The sequence below is a fragment of the Trujillonella humicola genome (assembly GCF_046233715.1).
Lineage (GTDB): Bacteria > Actinomycetota > Actinomycetes > Mycobacteriales > Geodermatophilaceae > Trujillonella > Trujillonella humicola.
Genome location: NZ_JBJNRJ010000072.1, coordinates 1 through 22,319 on the forward strand (window position 1 = coordinate 1; position 22,319 = coordinate 22,319).

Annotated in this window: 21 protein-coding genes; 7 read left to right on the top strand and 14 right to left on the bottom strand. The window is 73.8% G+C overall.

From position 1 onward, the window contains the following. Positions 1 to 49 precede the first annotated feature (49 nt). From ACK586_RS23090 to ACK586_RS23140, 11 genes are all read right to left on the bottom strand, one after another. Positions 50 to 1,435, bottom strand: coding sequence for a cytochrome P450 (locus ACK586_RS23090; protein WP_409332865.1), 1,386 nt, complete (start codon positions 1,433 to 1,435; stop codon positions 50 to 52). 25 nt (positions 1,436 to 1,460) lie between these two features. Continuing rightward, a complete protein-coding gene (locus ACK586_RS23095; protein ID WP_409332866.1) occupies positions 1,461 to 1,655 on the bottom strand; it encodes a ferredoxin in 195 nt (64 codons plus the stop codon). 46 nt (positions 1,656 to 1,701) lie between these two features. Further along, positions 1,702 to 2,562, bottom strand: a complete 861-nt coding sequence (locus ACK586_RS23100; protein WP_409332867.1) for a mycofactocin-coupled SDR family oxidoreductase — start codon at positions 2,560 to 2,562, stop codon at positions 1,702 to 1,704. 44 nt (positions 2,563 to 2,606) lie between these two features. Continuing rightward, entirely contained in the window at positions 2,607 to 4,070 is a 1,464-nt protein-coding gene (locus tag ACK586_RS23105) for an aldehyde dehydrogenase family protein (protein WP_409332868.1), read from the bottom strand. Between the two features lie 61 nt (positions 4,071 to 4,131). Continuing rightward, positions 4,132 to 4,974 (bottom strand): NAD(P)-dependent oxidoreductase, encoded by an 843-nt coding sequence (locus ACK586_RS23110; protein WP_409332869.1) that lies wholly within the window; start codon positions 4,972 to 4,974, stop codon positions 4,132 to 4,134. 42 nt (positions 4,975 to 5,016) lie between these two features. Next, entirely contained in the window at positions 5,017 to 6,144 is a 1,128-nt protein-coding gene (locus tag ACK586_RS23115) for an amidohydrolase family protein (protein ID WP_409332870.1), read from the bottom strand. 78 nt (positions 6,145 to 6,222) lie between these two features. Further along, positions 6,223 to 7,062 carry an NAD(P)-dependent oxidoreductase gene (locus ACK586_RS23120; protein ID WP_409332871.1) on the bottom strand — a complete coding sequence of 280 codons (840 nt, stop codon included), beginning with the start codon at positions 7,060 to 7,062 and terminating at the stop codon, positions 6,223 to 6,225. Further along, a complete protein-coding gene (locus ACK586_RS23125) occupies positions 7,059 to 8,273 on the bottom strand; it encodes a CaiB/BaiF CoA transferase family protein (protein ID WP_409332872.1) in 1,215 nt (404 codons plus the stop codon). The genes ACK586_RS23120 and ACK586_RS23125 overlap by 4 nt, the downstream gene beginning before the upstream one ends. A gap of 357 nt (positions 8,274 to 8,630) precedes the next feature. Continuing rightward, positions 8,631 to 10,118 carry a class I adenylate-forming enzyme family protein gene (locus tag ACK586_RS23130; RefSeq protein ID WP_409332873.1) on the bottom strand — a complete coding sequence of 496 codons (1,488 nt, stop codon included), beginning with the start codon at positions 10,116 to 10,118 and terminating at the stop codon, positions 8,631 to 8,633. A 44-nt stretch (positions 10,119 to 10,162) separates the two neighbouring features. Continuing rightward, positions 10,163 to 11,410 (bottom strand): acyl-CoA dehydrogenase family protein, encoded by a 1,248-nt coding sequence (locus ACK586_RS23135; RefSeq protein ID WP_409332874.1) that lies wholly within the window; start codon positions 11,408 to 11,410, stop codon positions 10,163 to 10,165. 29 nt (positions 11,411 to 11,439) lie between these two features. Further along, entirely contained in the window at positions 11,440 to 12,570 is a 1,131-nt protein-coding gene (locus ACK586_RS23140; RefSeq protein WP_409332875.1) for an acyl-CoA dehydrogenase family protein, read from the bottom strand. A gap of 338 nt (positions 12,571 to 12,908) precedes the next feature. Here ACK586_RS23140 and ACK586_RS23145 point away from each other — a divergent pair, with 338 nt between their 5' ends. Then, positions 12,909 to 13,295: an ArsR/SmtB family transcription factor gene (locus ACK586_RS23145; protein WP_409332876.1), complete on the top strand. Its 387-nt coding sequence runs from the start codon at positions 12,909 to 12,911 to the stop codon at positions 13,293 to 13,295. Between the two features lie 163 nt (positions 13,296 to 13,458). Further along, the gene (locus ACK586_RS23150) at positions 13,459 to 14,256 is read left to right on the top strand and encodes an enoyl-CoA hydratase/isomerase family protein (RefSeq protein ID WP_409332877.1); all 798 of its coding nucleotides are present in this window, start codon (positions 13,459 to 13,461) and stop codon (positions 14,254 to 14,256) included. Between the two features lie 37 nt (positions 14,257 to 14,293). Here ACK586_RS23150 and ACK586_RS23155 read toward each other — a convergent pair whose 3' ends face one another. Together ACK586_RS23155 and ACK586_RS23160 are read right to left on the bottom strand one after the other, a co-directional pair. Continuing rightward, on the bottom strand, positions 14,294 to 15,199 hold the full coding sequence (locus ACK586_RS23155) for a hypothetical protein (RefSeq protein WP_409332878.1): 906 nt from the start codon (positions 15,197 to 15,199) through the stop codon (positions 14,294 to 14,296). A gap of 162 nt (positions 15,200 to 15,361) precedes the next feature. Next, positions 15,362 to 16,402, bottom strand: a complete 1,041-nt coding sequence (locus ACK586_RS23160; RefSeq protein WP_409332879.1) for a LacI family DNA-binding transcriptional regulator — start codon at positions 16,400 to 16,402, stop codon at positions 15,362 to 15,364. Positions 16,403 to 16,887: 485 nt separating this feature from the next. Here ACK586_RS23160 and ACK586_RS23165 point away from each other — a divergent pair, with 485 nt between their 5' ends. The 3 genes from ACK586_RS23165 (at position 16,888) to ACK586_RS23175 (ending at position 18,758) form a co-directional block, all read left to right on the top strand. Continuing rightward, the gene (locus ACK586_RS23165; protein WP_409332880.1) at positions 16,888 to 17,241 is read left to right on the top strand and encodes a hypothetical protein; all 354 of its coding nucleotides are present in this window, start codon (positions 16,888 to 16,890) and stop codon (positions 17,239 to 17,241) included. Positions 17,242 to 17,358: 117 nt separating this feature from the next. Further along, positions 17,359 to 18,294: a VOC family protein gene (locus tag ACK586_RS23170; RefSeq protein ID WP_409332881.1), complete on the top strand. Its 936-nt coding sequence runs from the start codon at positions 17,359 to 17,361 to the stop codon at positions 18,292 to 18,294. Positions 18,295 to 18,386: 92 nt separating this feature from the next. Next, a complete protein-coding gene (locus ACK586_RS23175; protein ID WP_409332882.1) occupies positions 18,387 to 18,758 on the top strand; it encodes an ester cyclase in 372 nt (123 codons plus the stop codon). 12 nt (positions 18,759 to 18,770) lie between these two features. Here the strand turns inward: ACK586_RS23175 and ACK586_RS23180 are convergent, their stop codons facing one another. Continuing rightward, positions 18,771 to 20,051, bottom strand: coding sequence for an MFS transporter (locus tag ACK586_RS23180; protein WP_409332883.1), 1,281 nt, complete (start codon positions 20,049 to 20,051; stop codon positions 18,771 to 18,773). Between the two features lie 130 nt (positions 20,052 to 20,181). Between ACK586_RS23180 and ACK586_RS23185 the strand changes: the two genes are divergently transcribed. Together ACK586_RS23185 and ACK586_RS23190 are read left to right on the top strand one after the other, a co-directional pair. Beyond that, complete coding sequence (locus tag ACK586_RS23185) at positions 20,182 to 21,228, top strand: AAA family ATPase (RefSeq protein WP_409332884.1); 1,047 nt, start codon at positions 20,182 to 20,184, stop codon at positions 21,226 to 21,228. Positions 21,229 to 21,402: 174 nt separating this feature from the next. Beyond that, entirely contained in the window at positions 21,403 to 22,227 is an 825-nt protein-coding gene (locus ACK586_RS23190; protein WP_409332885.1) for a VWA domain-containing protein, read from the top strand. Positions 22,228 to 22,319: the final 92 nt, after the last annotated feature.

Sequence of the window (22,319 nt, forward strand, 5' to 3'; positions counted from 1 at the left end):
GCCGGGTCCGGGGAGCCGGTCCCCGGACCCGGCCGGTGCCGGGGCTCGGTCAGCCGAGCTGCGCACGCTCCTTGCGGACGGTGATCGGCTCGGCGAGCCGCTGCTCGTCCACCACGCGCTGCAGCCTCGCGATGGTCTCCTCCAGCCCCGGGCCGAGGCGCCGGCCCGGGGTGAAGGTCGCCGGCAGGTGCCGCATGCCGTTGATGACCTGGGTGGTCTCGTAGTGCACGGTCCCCGCGGGGTCGCACACGAAGTCCGGCATGCGGTCGAGGACCGCCTTCACCATCGTCTTGAACCCGGCGCGGGCCACGTTCGAGCCGATGCAGCGGTGGACGCCGAGGCCGAAGCTGGAGTGCCGGTTGCCCGTGCGGTCCAGCTTGATGGTGTGCGGATCGGCGAACACCTTCTCGTCCCGGTTGGCCATGGCCCACGACAGCCACAGCCGGTCGCCCTCGCGGAACTGCACGCCGTCGATCTCGACGTCGTCGGAGACCGTGCGGCCGTCGCCCTGCGCCGGGGTGTAAAAGCGCAGGAACTCCTCGGTCGCGCTGTCGCGCAGGGTCTCCCACTCGCGGTGCAGCCGCTCGCGCTGGTCGGGGTTCTCCCCCAGCCACTCCAGCGCGTGCGCCGTGAGCGCGGTCGTGGTGTCGAAGCCGCCGCCGATGAGCAGCATGACCACGCCGACGACCTCGAGGTCGTCCTCGGGCCCCTCGCCGCCGAGATCGGCCTCCATGATCGCGCGCAGCAGGCCCGGGCGCGGGTTGGCCCGGGCCTCCTGGATCCGCCCGAACAGCGACATCCCCATCTGCATGGACAGCTCGCGCACCCGCGGGTAGTCCGGCGAGTGGATCGGCGTGTACACGCTGGCGTGCGCCGGCTCGTTGTAGACGACCCAGTCCTCGAGCGGCAGCCCGAGCAGGGCCATGGTCAGCACCGCCGGGACGATGTTGGCCAGGTCCTCGACGAAGTCGATGGAGCCGCTCTCGATCTTCTCGTCGATCGCGGCCCGGGTGATCTCGTCGAGCACCGGCTGCCACCGCGCCACCGCCGCCGGTGACAGGTAGGGGTTCAGCGCGTTGCGGTAGTACCGCTGCCGTGGCGGGTCCATCTCCAGGAACCCGCCGATGGTGCCGCTGTTGCCCTCGGGCGGGGGGATGCTGATCCCCCGGTACCCGCGCCGCCGGTGGTGGATGTCGTTGTCGTTGGACAGCACGTCGGACCGGCGGGCCACGTCGAACAGCTCCTGGTTGCCGTTGACGAACCAGTAGCCGCCGTGGGTGTCGTTCCACGCGATGCGCGGGCCGGCGTGCAGCCGCTGCGCCCAGTCGACGAACTCGGTCCGGTACTCCGGGCCGTGCCGGTCGAGGACGATGCGGCGACCGTCCTTGCGGGGGTCGTCGTCCACCCGCGGGGTGGTCGTCTCGTCGATGCTCATGTCGCTCCTCCCGGGCGTCCCGACGTCACTCGGTGATGACGATGGCCTGCTCGGGGCAGGAGCGGGCCGCCTCGCGGGCGAGCTCCTCCTGGCCCTCGGGCACGTTCTCGTCGATCGCCCAGGCGTGGCCGTCCTCCTCGCTCAGCGCGAAGAGGTCGGGGGCGGTCATGGCGCACAGGGTGTGGCCCTGGCAGATGTCGCCGTCGACACGGACCTTCATGCGGGTGCTCCTCTGTGTTGCCGACACGGTCTCGGACATGGCGGGCTCAGGCGTGCCAGTCGTGGAACTTCAGGTACGAGCCGGCATCGACCTTCAGCTGCAGGCCGGTCACGTACCGGGACTCCTCGGAGGCGAGGTAGACCACGGCGTTGCTGATGTCGACCGGCTCCACGTACGGGATCGGCAGCGCGTTCTGCGCGGGGAACGCGAGCACCGCGTCCTCCCGGGTGGGGTTCTCCAGGTCCGGCCGGAACGCCCGGTACATCGGCGCGCTGTTGAGCATGTCCGTGTTGCAGTTCGTCGGGTGGACGGCGTTGACGCGGATGAGCTGCGGGGCGCACTGCCGGGCCATCTCGTGCACGAACTCGGCGACCATCCGCTTGGCGTAGCTGTAGCCCGAGCCACCCGGGTCGACGCCGGGCTGGGCGATGCCCTGACCGGTCATGAAGGCAGCGGCCGAACCGGTGCAGACGACCGACGCGCCCTGGCCCAGGTGCGGCAGCGCCGCGTGGACGGCGTTGACGACACCCAGGAAGTTGGTGTCGACGACGTCGGTCCAGGCCTGCAGCTTGGGCTGCCCGCCCAGCGGCATGATGCCGGCGTTGGCCACGACGACGTCGAGCTTGCCCAGCTCGGCGATGCCCTGCTCCATGGCCGCGGCGATCTGCGCGCGGTCACGGACGTCGGCCTCGACGGCGACGATCCGCCGGTCCTGGGCCTCGACCAGCCGCACGGTCTCCTTCAGGTCGTCCGGCGTGGACAGCGGGTACTCGTTGGTCGCGATGTCCTTGCAGATGTCGACCGCGATGATGTCGGCGCCCTCTTCGGCCAGGCGCAGGGCGTGACTGCGCCCCTGGCCCCGCCCGGCGCCGCTGACGAACGCGACCTTGCCCTCGACACGTCCCACTGGATGTCCTCTCCTGTTCTGCTCGAACTGCTCGGTGCCCGCGGTCAGTCGGCCGCGGGGAAGGCGATGGTCTTGACCTCGAGGAAGTCCTCGAGGCCCTCGTTCCCCCACTCGCGCCCCAGGCCGCTCTGCTTGTAGCCGCCGAACGGCGACTGGACGTCGAACCACTGGGCGCCGTTGACCCCGACGGTCCCGGTGCGCAGCCGGCGGGCGACCCGCAGCGCGCGCTGGGGGTCGGCGCTGTAGACGGCGCCGGACAGGCCGAAGATCGTGCTGTCGGCGATCCGGATCGCGTCCTCCTCGTCGTCGTAGGGCAGCACGACGAGGACCGGCCCGAAGATCTCCTCCTGCGCCACGGTGGACTTGGGGTCCACGTCGGCGATGAGGGTCGGCGGGACGAAGTAGCCCTTCTCGCGGTCCAGCGGCTCGCCGCCGTAGGCGATGCGGCCGCCCTCGTCCCGGGCCGACTGGATGTAGCGCAGGATGCTGTCGCGCTGGCGGGCGTTGACGACCGGACCCATCACGGTGCCGGGCTCGGTCGGGTCGCCCCACGGCACGTGCGGCATCACCGCGGCGGCGATCGCGATCGCCTCCTCGTACCGGCCGCGCGGGACGAGCAGCCGGGTCAGCTGGGCGCAGCCCTGGCCGGCGTGCGCGCAGACGCCGCCGGCGAGCATCGGGATGACCGCCGGCAGGTCGGCGTCGTCGAGCAGGATCGCGGCGGACTTGCCGCCGAGCTCGAGGGTGACCCGCTTGACCGAGCCGGCGGCGGCGGCCATGACCTTGCGGCCGGTCGCCGTCGAGCCGGTGAGCGTCACCTGGTCGACGTCGGGGTGCGTCGCGAGGATCTCCGCCACGGAGTTGTCGCTGGTGGTCACCACGTTGAGGACGCCGGCCGGGATGTCGGTGTGCGCGGCGGCGATCGCGCCGATGGCCAGCGCGCTCCACGGGGTGTCGGGAGCGGGCTTGAGCACCACCGTGCACCCGGCGGCCAGTGCGCCCGCGATCTTGCAGACGTTGAGGTAGAAGGGGTAGTTCCACGGCGTGATGGCCGCGACGACGCCGGCCGCCTCCCGCCGGATGACCCGGTCGACCCGCGTGCCCATGAGCTCCTTGGTCGGCACGGGCCGCTCGAACTCGTAGGACTCGAGCAGGTCGATGTAGTGGTCGAAGAAGCCGATCGGCGCCTCGAGCTGGATCCCGGCGGTGAGCATCACCGGGGAGCCGGTCTCGGCGATCACCTGCTCGCGCAGCGACTCGACCTCGGCGCGCAGCGCGTCGCGCAGCTGGCCCAGGCAGCGGCGGCGCAGCTCGACGTTCGTCGACCAGTCGGTGGTGTCGAAGGCCCGGCGGGCGGCACCGATGGCCCGCTCGAGGTCGGTGGCGTCGGCGTCGGGCACCGCACCGATGACCTCCTCGGTGGCCGGGTTGACGTTGTCGAAGGTCCGGCCCGTGCCGGCGGGCACCAGCTGGCCGTCGATGAGCATGCGGTCCACGGGGTAGGCCATGTCGGTCTCCTCCTCGGGTGTCGTCGCGGCTCCGCTGCCGCGACGTGGATGACGGGACGGGTCAGGCGCTGGCGTCGGCCAGCAGCAGGGCGCGGTGCTCGGGCAGGAGCAGGTCGGCCAGCACGCGGTGCGGGCCGGTCATCTCGCCCAGGTCGACGCCGAGCGCTGCGGCGACCTGCTTGACGACGGCGACGTCCTTGCCGACGAACTCGCCCACCGCCCGCCCGAACGCGGCGATGGAGCCGGCGTGCGCGGCACCGCCCAGGGCCATGCTGTTGCCGCTGCCGTTGGTGATGCCGCGCAGCACGGCGCCCTCGTCCAGGCCCAGCTCGCCGGCCAGCCGCACGGCCTCGGCGATGATCCCGATGTTGGCCGCGAAGACGGCGTTGTTGATGAGCTTCACCTGCTGCCCGGCGCCGGTCGGACCGAGGTGCACGATCGGGTCGCCGTAGGCCGAGAGCACCGGGCGGGCGCGCTCCAGACCGGCCTCGGTGGCACCTGTGTAGAGGGTGACGGCACCGGCCTCGATGTGCGGCGGGCCGCCGCTGATCGGGGCGTCGACCACCTCGACGTCCCTGGCCGCGGCCCGCACGGCGATGCCGGTGGCGGTCAGCGGGCTCCCGGTGGTGTGGATCACCAGCACGGTGCCCGGCTCCATGTGCTCGACCAGGTCGCCGTCGAGCGCGATCTCGCGGACCTGGGTGTCGCTGTAGGGGCAGAGCAGGACCGCCCGGGCGCCGCTCGCCACCGCCGCGACGTCGTCCACGGGAGTGGCGCCGAGCGCGCTCACCGCCTCGCGTGCGGCCTCGGAGCGGTCGAGCACGCGCACCCGGTGACCGGCCGCGACGAGGCGGCCGATCATGGGACGGCCGATGCGGCCGGCGCCGATGAATCCCAGCTCCACGGTGCTCCTCGAGGTGTCGGTGTCGGTGGACGGTCGGACGGCTCAGGCGGGGAAGCGCAGGAGGCGGCGGGCGTTGCCCTCGGCGATCAGCCGCGCCTCGTCGTCGGGGACGCCGACCAGCTGCTCGCCCAGGACCTTGCGGGTGTGCGGCCAGTTGGAGTCGGCGTGCGGGTAGTCGCTGGCGAAGAGGATCTGGTCGACGCCGATCGCGTCGCGCTGGTCGATGCCGGCGCGGTCGGAGGTGAAGCAGCCGTACACGTGGTCGCGGAACAGCTCCGAGGGCCGGCGGTCGGCGTCGACGTCGCACCAGAACCGGTGCCGCTCCCACGAGTAGTCGGTGCGCTCGAGGACGTAGGGGATCCAGCCGATGCCGGCCTCCGACAGCACCACCCGCAGCTGCGGGAAGCGGTGGAACACCGGCGACATCAGCAGGTCCACGCAGGCCATGACCGAGCCGACGCCGAACAGCGCGATGGTCACGAAGGCGTCGGCGTCCGGCGCGACGCCCTGCGGCACCCCGCCCGAGGCGAGGTTCATCGAGACGGGCAGCCCGGTCTCCTCGCAGGCGCGCAGCAGCGGGTCCCAGTGGCCCGAGTGGTAGGAGGGCAGGCCGAGCCGGTGCGGCGCCTCGGGCAGGCTCACCGAGCGGGCACCCCGGTCGGCCGTGCGCTCGACCTCGGCCACGGCGGCCGGCACGTCCCAGAACGGGAGGAGCACCAGCGGGATCAACCGGTCGGGCGCGTAGTCGCACCACTCGTCCAGGACGAAGTCGTTGTAGGCGTGGACGCAGGCGGTGGCCAGGTCCCGGTCGCGTGCCCCCAAGAACCGCGCGCCCGCGGCCCCGGCGAACGTGGGGAAGCACATCTGCGCCCACACGCCGTCGGCGTCCATGTCGCGCAGGCGCTCGGCGACGTCGTGGCACCCGGGGCGCATGTCGGCGTAGCCCAGCGGGCCCATGCCGATGTCGTGCGGGTCCTTGCCGGCCACCACGTCGAGCCCGAAGTCGGCCACCGGCTCGCCCTCGAACAGCCAGGTGTCGCGACCGCCGGGCCCGCGCTGCACCTGCGGAGCCGCCTCCCGGTACCGCAGCGGCAGCCGGTCCAGCCACACGCGGGGGTGCTCGACGACGTGGTCGTCGACGGACACGACCCTCGCGTCGTCGGGCAGCACGTCAGCGCTCCGTGCGGACGCAGGAGGGGGACGCCGGACGGCCGGGCCCGGCCGGCGTCGGGCGCACGCGGGTGCAGGTCACCGGGAACAGCCCATGGAGGCCAGGGCTGCGTCCGCGGCGACGAGCACGGTCCCGGGCTCGGCTCCCTCGGCCCGGGCCAGGTCGACGACCAGGCGGGCGTCCTTCTGCAGCAGCGGACCGGCCATGGCGCCCAGCGGACCGAGGACGAAGTCCGGGGTCCGCAGCACGTTGACCGCGAAGCTGTTGCCGCTGCCGTGGCTCAGCACGGTGCTCAGCTGCTGGGGATCCACGCGCAGGGACTTGGCGAGCGCGTACGCGCTCTCCAGGACCCCCAGGTTGGCGGTCAGCATGAGGTTGTTGATCAGCTTGGCGCGCTGGCCGGCCCCGACCGGGCCCAGGTGCACGATCGGGTCCGCGTACGTCGCGAAGACCGGCCGGACCCGCTCGAGGGTGTCGGCGTCGCCGCCGGCCATCACCAGGAGCCTGCGCGCCTCGGCGCCGGGACCGCCGCCGCTGACCGGGGCGTCGAGGACCGCGATCCCCTTCGCCGCGGCCTGCTGGGCCACCCGCTGGACCGTGTCCGGGTGCACCGTGCTGTGGATGACGACCACGCTCCCCGGCGCCATCGCCGACAGCAGCCCGTCGGGCCCGGACACGACGTCGTCGACCCCGGCGTCGTCGACCACGCAGACGCAGGCGACGTCGACCCGCGCGCCCAGGTCGGCCACGGACGAGGCGTACTCGGCCTTCGTGTCGGCGTAGGCGTCGAGCGTCTCCTGCCGGCGGGCCCACAGGACCGTGGGGATCCCGTCCTCGACGATCCGCCGGGCCATCGGACCGCCCTGGCTGCCCAGGCCGACGAAGCCGACCCGGTCGGTCGTGAGCGGCGCGCTCACGTGACCGCGCCGGCGATCTTGAGCTGGATGGCCTCCTCGTCGGAGAGCCCGAGCTCGGCCAGGATCTCGTCGGTGTGCTCGGCGAACAGCGGGCCGCGGGTCAGCGTCGGCGCGGTGTGGTTGAAGTGCACCGGGTTGGTGATCAGCTTCCGGGCGTTGCCGTCGGCGTCGGTGACGTCGGCGACGTTGCCGGTGGCCAGCAGCTGGGGGTCGTTGCCCACCTCGTAGGTGTTCTGCACGACCGCCCACTGGCCCTCCATCTGCTGGAAGGCGGGCAGCCACTCGTCCTTGGTCCTCGTCGCGATGATCTCGGCGACGATCTCCGCGGCGGCCTTGGAGTTCTGCATGAGCTTCTCGGCGGAGTCGAAGCGCTCGTCGGTGGCCAGCTCCGGGTGGCCGACCTTCGTCACGAAGTCGGGCCAGTAGCGGCCGGGCTGCAGCATGACCAGGGACAGGTAGCGGTCGTCCTTGGTCCGGTAGGTGCCGGTCAGCGGGTTGGAGATGTTGCCCGCCTTCGGATCGAACTTCGGCAGCGGGCCGCCGGCCATGAGCGCGAGGCCGATGTTCATCTGGCCGGCCCAGGCGCCGACACCCAGCAGCGAGATGTCGACGGTCGAGGTCTCGCCGGTCCGCTCGCGGTGGAACAGCGCCGCCGAGATGCCGCCGGCGATCGTCATCCCGCCGATGTTGTCGCCGTAGGCGCCGCCGGGTTGCTGGATCAGACCGTCGTAGCCGGGCGGGGTGCAGGTGTCGGCGCCGCCGGCGCGGGACCAGAACGCCGTCCCGTCGTAACCGCCCTTCTCCGCCTCGGGGCCGGCGTACCCGAACGCCGAGCCCACCGCGTAGACGATGTCGGGGTTGATCGCCCGGACGTCGTCCACGTCGATGCCCAGCTTCCGCCGCGCCTCGGGCAGGAAGTTGGTGAGGAAGACGTCGCTGGTCCGGATGAGCTCCTCGAGCACCCGACGGGCCTCGGGCTTCTCCAGCGAGAGGCCGAGGCTGCGCTTGCCGCGGTTGGGACCGTCCATGATCGGCGCGAAGCTGTTCTTGCCGGTGACGTCGTGACCCAGGGCCTTCACCAGGCCGCGCTGCGCGTCGCCCTTCTCCGCGTGCTCGACCTTGACGACGTCGGCACCCCAGTCCGCCAGCACGGCGCCGGCGGAGGGGACGAAGGTGAACTGGGCGACCTCGAGGACCCGGACGCCTTCCATCGGTCTCAACACGCGATGCAACCTCAGCTTCTCGACAGGGGGACCCGTCCGGCAGGATCCCGCCGGGTGGTCAGGCGAGTCGGACGCCGGCGCGGACCGTGCGGACCGCGCCGGCGTGCAGGTCGACGGGACCTCCTCCACGCCTGGGTTCGATATGGAGTATATCCATCGAAGTGTCGAACTCAAGGGCCAGTTGCGTCCTGGCTCACAGTGCCGCCGGACCCCCGGGAGCCCGGTGACCGGGGCGGACGGGCCGATCCGAGGAGCACCACGCCGAGCGGCCGGGCGGGGGGGCGGGGGGGGGGGGGGCCGGGGGGGGAGGGGCCCGGGTCGGCCGGGTCGTGCGGGTGGCCGCTCCTACGCGGGCTGGCCCACCAGGGCCACGAGCTCGCGGCGGACCACCTTGCCGGTCGGCGTGGTGGGGAACTCGTCGACGAAGACCACCCGGTCGGGCGTCCTGGAACCGCGCAGGCGCTCGCGCACCCACTGGCGGACCTCGTCCTCGGTCGCCGCCGCCCCCGGGCGCAGCAGCACGAAGGCGCCGATGACCTGGCCCCACTCGACGTCGGGCACGCCGGCCACGATCGCCTCGAGGACGGCGGGGTGCCGGCCCAGGACGTCCTCGATCTCGGCCGGGGCGATGTTCTCCCCGCCGCGGATGATCGTGTCGTCGGACCGGCCGCGCACGAAGATGAAGCCGCCCTCGTCGACGTAGCCGCGGTCGCGGGTGGGGAACCAGCCGTCGGAGGTCACCGTGCTGCCCTGCTCGAGGTACTCGCCGGCCACCTGCGGCCCGCGCACGACGATGTCGCCCACCACCCCGGCCGGGCACACCGCACCCTGCTCGTCGTGGACCTCGATCTCCACCGACGGCAGCGCCCGCCCGACCGACCCCAGCCGCGCGCGGACGGCGGGGTCGGCCGACGCGACGGCCTCGCGGTGGTCCTCCGGGCCCAGCACGGCGATCGAGGACGCCGTCTCGGTCAGCCCGTAGGCGTTGACGAACCCGGTCCCCGGGAACAGCGCCAGCGCCTTCTCGATCACCTCCGCGGCGATCTTCGCCCCGCCGTAGGACACCGACCGCAGCGACGCCGGCCCCTGCGCCCCGCGGGCCTCCAGCTCGGCCACGATCCGGGCCAGCATCGTCGGCACGACCATGGCGTGGGTGATGCCCTGCCGCTGCACGACGTCGAGCCAGTCACCCGGGGTGAACACGTCCAGGTAGACCACCCGCCGGCCGGCGTACAGGTTCGACAGGCAGTTCGCGACCGCGGCGATGTGGTACGGCGGGACGCTGACCAGCGTCGCGTCGGCCTCGTCCACCGAGGCGAACTCCACCGAGCCGAACAGGTAGGCCGTCAGGTTGCTGTGCCGCAGCACCGCGCTCTTGGGCGCCGCGGTCGTGCCGCTGGTCATCAGCAGCACCGCGACCGACTCCGAGTCGATCTCGTAGGCCTGCAGCGGCGCGGCCGCCACCGCGGGCAGCGCGGCGAACTCCTCGATGCCCACGGTCCGGGCACCGGGCACCCGCTCGGGGGTGTCGGTCACCACCAGCGGGCTCTCCTGCCGGCCCATGATCTCGGTCAGCTGCTCCTCGCCCAGCCGGTAGTTCAACGGCAGGAACGGCACCCCGGCCAGCGCCGCGGCGAACAGCGCCACCGGGAAGCCGGCGCCGTCGGGGCCGAGGTAGACCAGCCGGTCGGCGCCGGCCGCAGCGACGTGCGCGGCGCCGGCAGCGGCCCGAGCGCGCAGCACCGCCCCGGTCAGGCCGTCCTCCCGGTCGCCGATCAGGACACGGTCGGCCATGCCGTCGGCGACCATGTCGAGGACCATCGCGAGGTTCATCGGGAACTCCGGGTGCTGGGGTACGGGTGGGACGAGGGGGCGGGTCAGGCCCGGCCGCGCTTGACCTGGTTGAACGGGACGTCGCGGTCGGCGGCCTGCTCGCGCGGCATGCCGAGCAGGCGCTCGCTCACCTGGTTGCGCCCCATCTCGGTGCTGCCGCCGCCCAGGCTCGCGCCCTGCCGGCCCAGGTACGAGACGCCGACCCGGCCGGTGACGCCCTCCTCGGTGCCGACACCCGCGGCGATCTGGGCGCCGGCGATCTCCATGGACAGGTCGGTGGAGCGCTGGGAGGTCTCGGCGTGGAACAGGCGCAGCAGCGCGGCGCCCGGGGCCGGCAGCGCACCGGAGCCGATGGCGCGGCTGACCCGCGACACCATCTGGTTCTGCACCGTCTCGTCGGCCAGCCACTGGCCGACCCTCTCGCGCACCCCGGGCTCGGCCGTCCGGCCGGTCACCCGCGCGACCGTGAAGGGCGACTGCCCCCCGAGCGCGCGCGGCCGGCCGGCCAGACCGCTGACGTAGGGCGAGCCGCCGCCGACGGCGTTGCGCTCGTGGAACAGCTGCCGCGAGGCGACGGCCCAGCCGTTGTTCACCTCGCCGACGACGTTGGCCGCCGGCAGCGCCACGTCGGTCAGGAACTCCTCGCAGAACTCGCGCGACCCGTTGACCATCTTGACCCGGTTCATCTGCAGCCCCGGGGCCCTGGTCGGGATGAGGAACATGGTCAGGCCGCGGTGCTTGGGGACGTCCCAGTTGGTGCGGGCCAGCCCCAGGCCCCAGTCGGCGGCGTAGGCCGAGGTGCTCCAGGTCTTCTGGCCGTTGAGGATCCAGGTGTCGCCGTCCAGCTCACCGCGGGTGAGCAGACCGGCGAGGTCCGATCCGCCGCTGGGCTCGGAGAGGAACTGGCAGAAGACCTCGTCACCGCGGATCGCGGCGCTGATCCGCTCGGTCTTCTGCTCCTCGGTGCCCATGTCGAGCAGGGTCGCGCAGACGATGCTGAACGTCGGGATGTTCAGCTGCACCGGCATCTCGTAGCCGGCCGTCTCCTCGGTGAAGGCCTTCTGGTGGGCCGGGCTCAGGCCCAGGCCGCCGTACTCCCGGGGGAAGCAGATACCGGCGAAGCCGCCGGCGTACAGCGTCTTCTGCAGTTCCCGGGCGCGCACCCACTCCTCGTCGTCGTCACCCAGGGCGGGCAGCGGCGCGTCCGGGTCGAGCCGCGGCATGGAGTCGGCCAGCCACTCCCGGGCCCGCAGGCGGAACGACTCGACGCTCTCCGTCTCGGCGGTGGTCATCTCGCGGATCAGTCCTTCGCAGCCGGCGGTCAGAGGGAGGCGAGGTCGGCGAGCCGGCGGCGGTGGTCCTCCGGCGTGCCGTAGAGGGCGCGGTCGGTCGTCGCCCGGCGCAGGTACAGGTGCAGGTCGTGCTCCCAGGTCACGCCGAGACCGCCGTGCAGCTGCACGCAGTCCTGGAGGATCCACTGGGCCCGCTCGGCGACGAACGACTTCGCCACGCTGACCAGCTGGGGGGCCTCCGGCGACCCGGCCTGCACCGCCTCGGCGGCAGCCTGGGTGGTGGCGTGGCAGGCCTCCAGCCACGTGCGCATGTCGGCGTAGCGGTGCTTGAGCGCCTGGTAGGAGGCCAGCGGGCGACCGAAGGAGTAGCGGTCGAAGCCCCACTGCAGCGTGACGGCGAACATCCGGTCCAGCCCGCCGCACAGCTCCGCGCACTGGACGAGGAGCGCGATCTGCAGCTGCCGCTCGAGCACCTCGGCGGTGGTGGCCGCCGAGCCGACGACGGCGTCGGGGCCGACGACGACGCCGTCCAGGCGGACCTCGGCCAGCGGCCGGGACAGGTCCAGGGCCCACTGCGGCGAGACGCCCACGCCCTCGGCGGACGTCGGGACGAGGAACTGCGCCAGGCCCTCCGGCGTGGTGGCGGTGACCAGCAGCAGCTCGGCCTCGAGGCCGGACTCGACGCGGTCCTTGGTGCCGTCGAGCCGCCAGCCCGCGCCGGTCGGGGTGGCCGAGACGCGGGCCGACCCGGGAGCCCACTGCCCGCCCGGCTCGTACACCGCCCAGGTGGCCACCTGGTCGCCGGCGACGAGGGCCTCGATGGTGGCGGTGTGGTCGGGGCCGGTGCCGTGCGCGGCGACCAGCCCGGCCAGGACGACGTTGACCGGCAGCAGCGGGCCCGGGGCCACGACGGCGCCCAGCTCCTCGGCCAGCAGCGCCAGGTCGCGCACGCCCTCCCCCGAGACGCTGCCTCCACCGAGGTCCTCGGGCACCAGCGTGGCCGCCCAGCCGAGCTCGGCGCCGCGCTGCCAGGACTCGCGGTCCCACGGCGGCTCCCCGGGCGCCAGCCGGCGGAGGCGGTCGAGCGAGTGGACCTTCTCGACCAGCGACCGGGCCGAGGACTGGAAGAGCTTCTGGTCCGCCGTGAGCTCGAGCTCCACCGCTTCTCCTGTTCTCCGTCGCGGGCGGGGCCCGTCGGGACGCGTACTCCGACCGCAGGGCGGTCCGCCCCACGGGCTCACCGGCGCAGGCCGCGGCGAGCACACCACGCGCTGGAGACGCTTGTCAATCAATCGAAACGTGGGCGGGTCGACCGACTCCGCCGATCACCGGACCGCTCCGAGGCGCATCGGCCGACCTTCTACACCGGAGGTTCCCCCGGTTCGAGTGATGTGGGACGGTTCACGCTGCCGGCCACTGGGCATGAGGGACGCCGAAGCATTAGATTGACGTTCGTTGAACTACTGAGTGTGAGCGCAGATCCGGAGGGGACCCCGTCATGACCCGTGAGCCCGTCGCCGCGACGGAGGTCTTCAAGGCACTGGGAGACCCCATCCGGTGGAGCATCGTCCAGCAGATGGCGCAGCAGGAGGAGCTGGCCTGCAGCGTCCTCGAGGACACGCTGCCCGTGTCGAAGCCGACGATCTCCTACCACACCAAGATCCTCACCCAGGCCGGGCTGATCGAGGTCCGCAAGCGGGGCCGCAACTACTTCTACTCGCTGCGCCGCGAGGTGCTCCGGTCGCTGATGGACGAGATGTGGAACCTCGCCCCGGGTCCCCGGCTGGTCAGCGACGAGCCCGGGCCGGCCGCCGCCGGGCGCCCCGCCCTCAGGGCTGCCGTCGGTGACGACACCGCCCGCTCCTCGGCGCTGCTCACCTGGTAGTCCGCTACCGGCAGTCCGCTCACCTGGTGGTCCGCTGACCTGGGTAGTCCCGCGAACCGCTCCCGACGGGGCCCGTGCCACTGGCGCGGGCCCCGTCGCCGTGTGCTGCCAGCGGCACTGACGTAGGGTCCACCCGCTCTGTGGAGAGGAAGGGGAACGACGGATGGCGGCCGACTCCGGCGACGCGGTGCTGGTGTCCGAACCGGCGGCGGGGATCCGTCTGCTCACCCTGAACCGTCCCGGCGTCCGCAACGCGATGACCGCGGAGATGACCGATGCCTGGAACCGGGCGCTGGACCGGGTGTCGGCCGATCGCGACACCCGCGTCGTCGTGGTCACCGGCGCGGGCAACTCCTTCTGCTCGGGTGCCGATCTGTCCTGGCTGGACCAGGGGTCGCAGGACGACGTCACGATCGACCGGCTCCGCGAGCGGATGCTGCCCTTCTACCGCAGCTGGCTGCGGCCCCGGCACCTGCCGTTCCCCGTGCTGGCCGCCGTCAACGGCGCCACCGTCGGTGCCGGCGTCTGCCTCGCGCTCGCCTGCGACCTGCGCTTCGCTGCGACCGGCGCCCGGTTCAGCACCCCGTTCATCTTCCGGGGCACGCACGGCGGCATGGGCGCCACCTGGTTGCTCCCCGAGGCGATCGGTGTGTCGCGCGCCCGCGAGATGCTCTTCACCGGTCGCGTCGTCCCCGCGGACGAGGCCCTCGCCTGGGGACTGGTCACCGGTACGGCGGACGACGTCCTCGAGCACACCCTCGCCGTCGCCGGCCGGCTGGCCGAGGCCGCGCCGATCGCCGCCCGGCTCACCAAGACCGGGCTGGAGCAGTCGGCCGCCGGCCTGGAGGCGTCGCTGCAGTGGGAGGCCATGGCGCAGCCGGTCACCATGACGACGGCCGACCTGCACGAGGGCATCGCAGCCTTCCGGGACAACCGGCCGCCGCGCTTCCTCGGCCGCTGACGACCCGCCGTCCGGGCGACCGCTCCGCGGCCGGCGGTCAGCCGACCGACCGCAGGTGGCCCCGCCGGGGACGGGCGGCCGCGGCGGCCCGGCCGGCGCGCCGGCCGGCCGCGACGAGCAGCGCGCTGCCCGCGGCGGCCTCGCCCCGGCCCGCGGGTTCGGGGACGGCCGCGTAGAGCCCGGCAACGGCGCAGGACTCGCCGGCGTGCACCTGGCCCGTCGCGCGGTCGACCCGGACCTCGGCCGGCGCGTCGAGGACGCCGCCGGTCTCCCGGGCGCACCACGCCCGGGCGGCCAGCTCGGGGGTGGGGGCGGGCGCGTCGTCGGGAACGAGCCCGAGCCGGCGGCGCCGTGCGCCGCCCGGCGCCGGCCGGGCGGCCGCCTGAGCGGCCCAGACCGCCGGTCCGACGAAGTCCCAGTTCTCGCGGCCCGCGCCGAGCACGACGGCAGGAGCGCACGCCGTCCCGATCGACGAGGCGTCGTGCCACAGGGCCTCGGCGGCCCGCCGCAGCGTCCGGGTCAGACCCGCCGACAGCCGTGGCGTCCAGCCGCTCAACCGGTCCAGCCACCAGTAGCGGGCGCCGGAGCGGGTCAGCATGTCCATCTCGGCGAACCCGACGCCGGTGACCCGGCCGTCCTCGACGAGGAGCTCGTGCACGGCGGCCTGCCTGCGCACCTCGACGCCGGCGGCCACCGCCTCCGCTCGCAGCGTCGACAGCGGGGGGACGGCGGCGCGCGGACGGGAGCGGAACCGGCGCCTGACCCGGACCGGCGCAACCGGTGCGAGGTCGGCACCGGGGGTCAGCGCGGCCGGCCGGACCAGGACGCCACGTCGGTCGAGCACGAGGACACGGGCGCCGGCTCGGGCGGCCTCGAGGGCGGCGGCAGCACCGGCCACCCCGAATCCGACGACCACCACGTCGTAGTCCCCAGCACCCGACATCGGCCAGCCTCCTCGCCAGCGCGCGCATCCGCGGAACCCCGGGATGTGGGCCGGATCACCGGCCGACAGCGACGGTACGGAGCCAGGTGACACGTGTCAACGGTCCCGTGACACTTCCTGCCACGGTTACCGGATGGCAATCAGTACGTCCCGCAGGACGGCTCAGGTCGTGTCCCCGCGCAGCACCGAGAACGTGTCCGCCGGGGTGGGGCCGGGCGGCTGGTCCGCCCCGCCGAGCCGGTGGGCGATCGCCTGCCGGATCGAGCTGACGGTCGTGCGGACGTCGAACGCGACGGTGCTCAACCGCGGGGAGACCAGCTGGCCGACGCTGCTGCCCCCCACCCCGACGACCCCCACGTCGCCGGGGACGGCCGCCCGCAACGCGATCGCGGCGAAGGTCGTGGCGAGGGCGACCTCGTCGTTGGAGCACGCGACGCCCACCGGGCGCCCGCGGGTGCGCAACAGCTCGCACACCGCCGTCTGCGCACCCGCGGGGTCGAGCGGGACGCTGATGACCGACGGCGGCGCCAGCCCGTTCTCCGCGCAGACGTCGGCGAGGACCGTGGCCCGCATCCGGCCGAACGGGTCGTCCCGCCGGTCCACCAGCAGGGCAAACGCCAGTGCCGCGTAGCCGCGCTCGATGAGGTGCTCGGCCTGCCTGCGGGCGATCGCCGCGTTGCCCTCGTCGACTCCCTGGACGTACTGGCCGCGCGCGGAGAGCACCGGGCACCCCTGGCGCTCCAGGGTGTCGAGGTCGGCCGGGGGGAGGCTGCCGAGGTCGACCAGGCCGGCCGGGCGCAGCGTCTCGACGACGTGCTGCAGCCGGGTCAGGTTGTCGGTGGGCGCGCCGCCCCGGTCGAAGTGCACGACCACGCTGTAGCCGAGGTCGTCGAGGTCGGAGGCGATCGCCTCGATGATGTCCTGGACGTTGGTCAGGGTGGTGTTCGGCACCGCCAGCACGACCAGGTCGCTGCGCCCGAGCACCAGCGACCGGCCGGCGGCGGAGGGGACGTAGCCGAGACGGGCCACCGCGTCGCGCACCCGCTCGACGGTCTCGGCCGAGAAGCGCCCCGCCTGACCGTTGAGGATGTGGCTGACGGTCGAGCGGGAGACCCCGGCGAGCCGGGCGACGTCCACGCTGGTGGCCCCTCCGTGCCGGGGCGGCGGCCGGCCTGCCTGGGGATCGGTCTCGACGGCCACCACGTCTCTCCTCGCGGACGAGGGCCGCCGCGCACAGCGGCGGCTCGGCCGCGGCCGGCCCCGGGCGAGGTGGGCCGCATGCAGACGTAGTGTGACCCACGTCGTCGGTTCGAAGTATTTACGACCTTCCGGCCGTCGTCTAGCGTCCGAGCCACGCGCATGCCTCCGGAGCAGGCCGGCGCCGGAGGCGACAGCGAGGTGTGCGGGTGCCGGGAGCGGGAGCCGTCGCAGCGGCGGAACCGGGCGCTCACCACCGCCCGGCCGGCCGCCGCCCCCGTCCTCCGGGGGGCCGGACGAGGTCGTGGCTCCGCCGATCCCGGTGGCCGCGCCGGTCGGCGGCCAGGACGGGGGGCCAGGACGGGGGCCCGCCGCCGTTCCGCACCGCCACCGGTCCGGGCGCGCCACCCGCGGGGGCGCCGCGGCCCACCTGCGCCCCGACCGGTCCGGCCGACGACGCATCCGCACGACCAGCAGCGAGGGAGACCAGCGTGGCCCGGGGACTGTTCATCGCCTACAGCAGCGCCGTGCCCGGCCGGGAGGCCGAGTACGAGGAGTGGTACGAGCAGGTGCACGTCCCCGATGTCCGCGCCGCCGTCCCGTCGGTCACCGCGGTGCACCGGTACCGCCAGGTCGACCTGGCCGGCGGCGGAGGCGCCCCGCGCTTCGTCGCCGTGTACGAGCTGGGCGACGCCGACGTGGCCACCGCGGCCGCGCAACTCGGCGCCGCCGGAGCCGAGGGCCGGTTGCGGATGACCGACAGCATCGACATGACCGGGAACCCGCCGGACGTGCAGTGGTTCGTCGCGACCGGCGACCCCGGCGACCGACCGGCCCGGCCGTGAGGCAGGAGGCCCGGCGCACGGGGGACCACGGCATCGGCCAGACGGTCCACGTCATCCACGGCACCGAGGACGCTCGGGCGTGAGCGGTAGGCACTCGACAGGGAAGAGGAACCGCCAGTGAAGAAGCAGGTCCAGGTCACCGGGGACCACGGTCTCGGGCAGATGGTGCACGTCGTCCACATGGCCGACGACGCCCAGAAGCTCCGGGAGTTCTACGAGCGGGTCTTCGGCGGGTTCGTGTACATGGGCGTCGACGAGCCGAACTACCTGCCCGTCGAGGACCGATACGCCACCCTGCTGATGGTCTCCGACCTCTGCATCGAGACGATGGCGCCGGCCATGCCGGTCGACACGTCGCTGCCCGTCGGCAAGTTCTTCGACAAGTTCGGCACCCACCTGCACTCGGTCGGCTACAAGGTCGACGACCTCCCGGGGCTGGTGGGCCGGCTGATCGGCAAGGGCATCTACATCGGACGTCCGGGCGGCGGCCGGGTCGAGACGGCCGGCCCCGGCCTCGGGTACTGCTTCCCCAGCCCCCGGGACACCTACGGTCTGATGGTCGAGCTCACCGAGCACGACATGCCCGGCGATCCGCGCGACCTGGAGACCTGGTCCTCGCTGCAGCGGATGTGGCTGACCCACCCGCTCACCATCGAGCGCTTCTCCTACGTGACCCTGGGCGTCAAGGACCTGGACAAGGCCGTCGAGACCTACGTCGACGAGTTCCAGGCCGTCCCGGTCAAGCACGGCGACGACCCCGACCTGCAGGCGCGCTACGCGACCCTGCAGCTGGGCGACTGCCTGCTGGAGCTCGCCCAGCCGCTGTCGGCCGACTCCGACCTGGGCCGGCACGTCGCCCAGTGGGGGAACATGATCTACAGCCTGCGGTTCAAGGTGGTCGACCTCGACTCGGCCGAGGCGTGGCTGACCCGGCAGGGCGTGCGCTCCCGGCGCATCCGCGAGGGCCTGCTGATGACGGACCCGCAGGACTCGTTCAACGCGCCGATCTTCCTGGGCACCGAGGAGATCGAGGGCGACCCCTTCGGCGAGTGACCGCCACGGTGAGGGGCCCGGCACGTCCGCGTGCCGGGCCCCTCGCTCCGCTCCGGGGCACCGCCGCCGCGCCGGCCTCTAGCATCCCGGCCGTGCAGTCGGATCCGCGGGCCGTCGTCGCCCGCTACTGGGACGGTCTCTGGCAGCGGCAGGACCTCTCGGTGGTCGACGAGCTGATCGGCGACACCTACGTGCGCCACTCCTCGGCCGGCACGCGGGCGCTGTCCCGGGCGGAGTTCAAGAAGGAGCTCGGCGGGGCGTGGCGGCTGCTGCACGACTCGACGACCACCGTGGAGGACCAGGTCGCCGACGGCGACCGCGTGTGGACCCGCGCCACCACCACCGGGATCAACCTGGACACCGGCGGGATGTCCGTGGTCACCTGGCTCACCGTCCACCGCCTCGAGGGCGGCCGCATCGTGGAGTCCTGGACCGCCACGCTGCCCGGTGTGGACTGGCGCTAGCCAGACCCTCGTTCACCCCAGGTCGCGCAGGCGGTCCGCGCGGGCCAGCCGGCCCCGCGTGACCAGCGCGAACACCCCCATCACCAGCAGCGTGACCAGGCCCATCCCGCCCAGGACCCAGCGCAGTCCCACGGCGTCGGCGAGGGCACCCAGGGGCAGCGCGGCGATGCCGAACGCGCCGAAGCTGAGCATGACCAGCCCCTGGATGCGGCCGTGGAAGGCCATGTCGGACAGGCCCAGCAGCAGCGACTGGTTCGCCGTCTGGAAGGCCAGGTTCGACCCGCCGACGACGAGCAGGACGACGACGGCGACCCAGAAGGTCGGGGCGACCGCGAGCGCCCCCACCCCCGCGCCGAACACCAGCCCCGCCACCAGGAAGATCCGCGTCTGGGAGCCGTGGTGCGCCCGCCGGCCGAGCAGCAGGCCCGTGACGACCGCACCCACCGCCGAGGTCGCGGAGAGGACGCCGTACCCGGCCGAACCGAGGCCGAAGAGGTCCGCGGCGACCGTGGGGAGGAAGGCGAGGTAGGGCAGACCGGCCATCGTGACGCCGAAGCCGCACCACAGCAGCGCGGCCAGCTCCGGCCGGCCGGTCACGTAGCGGACCCCGTCGGCCAGCTCCCGCAGCGGGCTGCCGAGGGCGACGTCGTCCCCGCGCGCCCGCGCCCTGGGCAGGGCCCCGGTCAGCACCAGGCCGGCGGCGGCCAGCCCCGCGCTGGCCAGGAAGACCGCCTCAAGCCCGAAGGAGACCGACGCGACGAGCACCCCGGCGACCGCGGGGCCGACCACCCGGCTCACCTCGGCGTTGACCAGCAGCATCGAGACCGCACCCGGCAGGGCGCCGTCGGGGAGGACCTCGGCCAGGTAGGCCATCCGGGCGGGGCCGAACAGCGCGAAGCCGACCGCCTGCACCATCGCCGACCCCAGGAGCATCCAGTAGGCGACCACGTCGAAGGCCACGGCCAGGCCGATCCAGGCGCTGGAGGCCAGGAGCAGGGCGATCGACAGCTGCAGGACCAGCCGCTTGGGCAGCCGGTCGGCCGCGACCCCGCCCCACGGCGTGGCCACGAGCATGGCGACGCCGAAGGCGAGCAGGACGCCGCCCAGCGCGGCGTTGGAGCCGGTGAGCTCGAAGGCCAGCCACCCGCGGGCGATCGTCTGCGCCATGACGCCGAGGAAGATCACGGTCGCGTTGAGGTAGAGCACCGCGAACGGGCGGATCCGCAAGAGCGCCATCGGCCGCGGCGGCACCGGGCGCGCCGTCGCGGCGGCTATCTCGGTGTCGCCGGTCATGGTCCCTCGCAGGGCGGTCGGGCGGGGTGGGCGCGCAGCCGTGCCTCGGCGCGGGCCTTCGGTACGGCAGTCATAACATGGTCGAAGGACGGCGGCCGGAGCACCGGGGCCGCCGCGGCGAGGAGGACACGTGGGAACAGCCGGCCACCGCCCCGACCCGACGTCCGGGGCCGATGCCGACCCCGGCCCCACGAACGGTCCCCGCTCCTCGGACGCGGTCGTCACCGGCTCGCGGGTGGGCGCCGCCGACGGCGCGTCCGTCCGGGAGATCCGCCGCCGGGTGGCCCGCCACCTGGTCGGCCGCGACCGCGAGCTGGACCTGCTGCTGGCCGGCGTCTCCGCGGGCCGCGACGTCCTGCTGGAGGGCCCGCCCGGCACGTCGAAGTCCACCCTGCTGCGGTCGATCACCACCGAGTGGGGCATCCCGCTGCTGTTCGTCGAGGGCAACGCCGACCTGACCCCGACCCGGCTCGTCGGGCACCACTCCCCCGCCCGCGTGCTGCGCGAGGACTACTCGGCCGACAACTTCGTGGCCGGCCCGCTGGTCGAGGCCATGCGCTCGGGCGGCTTCCTCTACGTGGAGGAGTTCAACCGGGCGCCGGAGGACACGCTGAACACGCTGCTCACCGCGATGGCCGAGCGGCGCATCGCCATCCCGCGGGTCGGCACCGTGGAGGCGCTGCCGTCCTTCCGCGTCGTCGCCTCGATGAACCCCTACGACAACATCGGCACCACGCGCCTGTCGACGTCGGTCTACGACCGGCTGTGCCGGCTGGCCGTCGACTACCAGGACGCCGAGGCCGAGCGGGGCATCGTCGGCCGGCGGACCGGTGTGGAGTCGCCTCGGCTGATCGCCGACGCCGTCGCGCTCACCCGGGCCACCCGGGAGCGCGACGACGTCCGGCAGGGCAGCAGCGTGCGCGGGGCCATCGACCTGGCCCTCGTCGCCGCGCAGCTGGCCACCATGCGCTCGGTCCCGCTGCCCGACGAGCCGTCGGTGGCGCCCCCGCGCGGACTGCCCGAGGAGTACACCGCCGTCGTCCTCGACGCGCTGCTGCTGGCCCTGTCCGGCCGGATCTTCCTCGACGAGGCGCTGGAGGCCACCTCGGAGACGGTGCTGCGGGAGATCTGGGAGGACCACTTCCTGCTGCAGCCCTCGGCGGCCGAGCCCGGTTGAAGGACGATCGCCGCCGACTCCCCCGTCGAGCGGCGTTCGGGCAACAGGCCGCAGACCCCGCGCGGCTCCCGGCCGCTCCGGCGCAGACCCAAGCAGCTGACCGAGGAGCCCTCCCTGTTCCGGCCGAGCTCCGGCGGGGGCGGGCTGACCCTCACCGGGGGTGACCGCCGCCGGATGCGCCAGGGCGCCACTCCCCCGGGCGCCACGGCTCGCGGGGCCACCGAGGAGGACGGCACGGTCATCGCCCTGGCCGACCTCGCCGCGGCCGACGCCGCCGACGGCCGGGTGCGGCAGCGCGCGCGGGAGATCGCCCGGCGGCTGGCCGTGGCCCGGCCACCGCGGGAGCGCCGGCCCCGCCGCGGTGTCGGCGAGCTCACCAGCCTGCCGTGGAGCGGGGGCTCGGACGAGCTCGACCTCGAGCGCACCCTGGACGCGCTGGTCGGCAAGCCGCTGCCCGACGACGACGACGTCGTCGTCCGGGAGCGGGTGCGGCGGCGTCGCGCCGTGGTGCTCGTGGTCGACGTCTCCGGGTCGATGCGGGGTGAGCGGATCCGGACCGCCGCCGCCACCGTGGGGGCGCTGACCGGCGAGCTCGCCCGCGACCGGCTGTCGGTGGTGGCGTTCTGGTCCGACGCGGCCGTGCTGGTGCGGATGGGCGAGCCGGCCGATCCCGCGAAGGTCCTCGACCTGTTGGTGCGCATGCCGGCGCAGGGGCTGACGAACGTGTCGTTCGCCCTGGAGACGGCGGCGGCCCAGCTGGCCGGGATCCCCGCCCGCGACGGCCGGGTGCTGCTGCTGTCGGACTGCGTGCACAACGCCGGCCCGGACCCGCGGCTGGTGGCCGCGCGGCTGCCGCGGCTGGACGTGCTGCTCGACACCACCGGCGAGGACGACGTCGACCTCGGCCGCGACCTCGCCCGGGCCGGGCGGGGCCGCTGCCGGCTGGTGGCCGGCCACCGCGAGGTCGCCGGCGCGCTGACGTCGGTCTTCGCGCCCTAGGAAGTGTCTGGTGGATCATGAAAGCCAGCCCAGGAGTCCGCAGAGGTGGATCGCTCCGAGGTAGTTGACGGCGTGCTTGTCGTAGCGCGTGG